Source organism: Anabaena sp. CCY 0017 (assembly GCF_963920885.1).
Taxonomy (GTDB): domain Bacteria; phylum Cyanobacteriota; class Cyanobacteriia; order Cyanobacteriales; family Nostocaceae; genus Nodularia.
In genome coordinates this window covers 1-2509 of the sequence record NZ_CAWUDG010000065.1, presented here as the reverse complement: position 1 = coordinate 2509, position 2509 = coordinate 1, and the positions used below count along the sequence as shown (strand labels likewise).

Below are 2509 nucleotides of genomic sequence, written 5' to 3'. Positions count from 1 at the left end.
GGGTCTTGGCAACTTTTGGTGATCTTGCTTGGGGTAAGGCAGAAGGCAGAGGGCAGAGGGCAGAAGAAGGAAGAAGGAAGAAGGAAGATATAATTGAGGAACATCAAACATTTGAGGGATAAGCCTCAACTTGATTATGTCGGTGCTAACTCACCTATTACCAGATTCAACCAATCTGAAACTTGAGAATTGCCAACTTGACGATATCAAGACTCAGATAAAGTTGATTGTTTCCGCAATTAGTAGAGTAGTTAATTGTCCAGTTTGTAACCAAGCAACTCATAAAATTCATAGCCGCTACGAGCGTAAGTTAACAGACTTACCGTGGGCTAATTACAGTATTAACTTACAGTTGCGAGTAAGAAAGTTCTTTTGCACCAATCCTTTGTGTAAACGGCGCATTTTTACCGAAAGGCTCAACAATGTGACCGCACCTTGGTCCAGAAGAACTCTGCGTTTAGCGCAACGACTGAGCGCAATTGGTTTAGCTAATGGTGGTGCAGCAGGAGTAAGACTTTCACAGCAATTGGGAGTAGCAGCTTCTCGCAACACGCTATTAAATTTAGTACGCTCAATACCACTCCCGCCAATCGTAACGCCACGGACTCTTGGAGTAGACGACTTTTGTTTTTGTAAATGTAAAACCTACGGCACAATAATAATTGACAATGAACGCAGCCGCCCAATTGCTCTATTGAAAGACGCAAAGGCCGAAACCTTAGCAGAATGGTTAAAAGCTCACCCCGGTGTTAAAATCGTTTCACGAGATAGGTCAAAAGTTTATGAAAGTGGTATTCGCCAAGGAGCGCCTGAAGCTATCCACGTTGCAGACCGTTTTCACTTGTTACAAAACTTAGCTGAAACACTCTATCAAGTGTTTGGTACACACGATAAAGCTCTCAAAGCAGTTGATGAAGCATTTAGTCTTTCATCAGTAACCCAAGGCGACGGTACTGTAGTTGTGAAAGTACCCCGACCAAACCGTGAACAACAAGCACTTTTATTAGCATCAAAAAGCCGTGCCAGACGATTGGCCATCCATCAGCAAGTTTGGGATTTACACCGTCAAGGTTACAAAGCAAAAGCTATAGCCCGTCAACTTGGTATTGGTGTGACGAGTGTATTCCGCTATCTACGTAATCCCACCTTTTCAGAGCCAACAGGACGAAGAAGTCGAGGTCGAAGTATTCTTGCTCCATATAAAACCTATATCCTGAAGCGGTGGAATGAAGGTTGTCACGAAGGCTTAATTTTGTTTGAGGAAATTCAAAAGCAGGGGTATAAAGGTAGCTATGATACTGTGGCACGTTATGCTCGCCGCATCCGTACTGCCCAAGGAATTCATCCTCGACAACGATATTCAATTAAGACTCTACCAAAAGTAGCCGAACCGGAAAAACTTTGTCTCACGCCCCGTCGTGCCGCATGGCTGGTGCTACGGAAACCGGAGTCACAAGAGCCAGAAGATGAACAACTGATTGCACTACTAATAGCGCAACATCCAGATTTTGCCGAAGCTATTAAGTTGGCACAAGGCTTTGCTCAAATTGTGCGCCAACGACTGCCTGAACAATTTCAACAGTGGTTGATTATCGCGGAAAGTAGTAATCTGACCGCTTTTCGTCGCTTTGCTAAACGATTGCGTGAAGACTACGATGCGGTGAAGGCGGGCGTAACTATGTCAGTTAGTAATGGACCCGTTGAAGGGCATATTAACCGACTGAAAATGTTAAAGCGGCAGATGTATGGTCGTGCCAAGATAGACTTACTTGAGCGACGATTCTTGTTAACAACCTAAAGAAGGCAGAAGGCAGAAGGCAGAAGGCAGAAGGCAGGAGGCAGAGGGCAGAAGGAAATCCTGATAAATAAATTTAGGTAATTCAACATCTTGTTATGCGTTCTTTGACAAATACTCTTATCTTCTTTCATAAACTTAGATGTTTTAAACACTGCGGTAGAGAGCAAAATATATTTTCTTCCTTCTGCCTCCTGCCCTCTGCCTTCTGCCTTTTTCCGGTATAATTTTTGTACTTCAAACTTTTTCTACTAGACTTCAAACTTAATTATGAGCTACAGAAATCAATTTATTTGGCAACGGGCAGTTCAACTTGCCATTAATTGCTATAAGTTTACACACCTATTTCCTAAATCAGAATTGTACGGCTTAACCAGCCAAATCCGACGTTCTTCTGTATCTGTAGCATCCAATATAGCGGAAGGCTATGGTAGGCGCTCAAAGTCAGAATATGTACAGTTTTTACACATTGCATTAGGTTCTTTACGAGAACTCGATACACAATTAATTATTGCCAAAGAAGTAGATTTGACCGAGAAAATACTTTTTAATCCTCTATTAAATGAAGTTGAAGAAATGCAAAAAATATTAGTTGCCAGTTTAAATAAACTCAAAGTTTGAATCCATTCTTTTCTTTTCTTCTCCCTTCTGCCCTCTGCCTTCTGCCTTCTGCCTTGCCCCAAGCAAGATCACCAAAAGTTGCCAAGACCCTTA

The 2509-nt window shown here is 42.4% G+C and carries 2 protein-coding genes; both read left to right on the top strand.

Going from position 1 to position 2509, the window contains the following annotated elements; genetic code table 11:
* Positions 1-136 precede the first annotated feature (136 nt).
* Positions 137-1798, top strand: coding sequence for an ISL3 family transposase (locus tag ACM0OW_RS25635; RefSeq protein WP_414553531.1), 1662 nt, complete (start codon positions 137-139; stop codon positions 1796-1798).
* Between the two features lie 267 nt (positions 1799-2065).
* Positions 2066-2416: a four helix bundle protein gene (locus tag ACM0OW_RS25630; protein WP_414553529.1), complete on the top strand. Its 351-nt coding sequence runs from the start codon at positions 2066-2068 to the stop codon at positions 2414-2416.
* Positions 2417-2509 lie beyond the last annotated feature (93 nt).

Coding starts and splice junctions, on each gene's coding strand:
- ACM0OW_RS25635 (WP_414553531.1), top strand. CDS start 137: ATGTCGGTGCTAACTCACCTATTACCAGATTCAACCAATCTGAAACTT.
- ACM0OW_RS25630 (WP_414553529.1), top strand. CDS start 2,066: ATGAGCTACAGAAATCAATTTATTTGGCAACGGGCAGTTCAACTTGCC.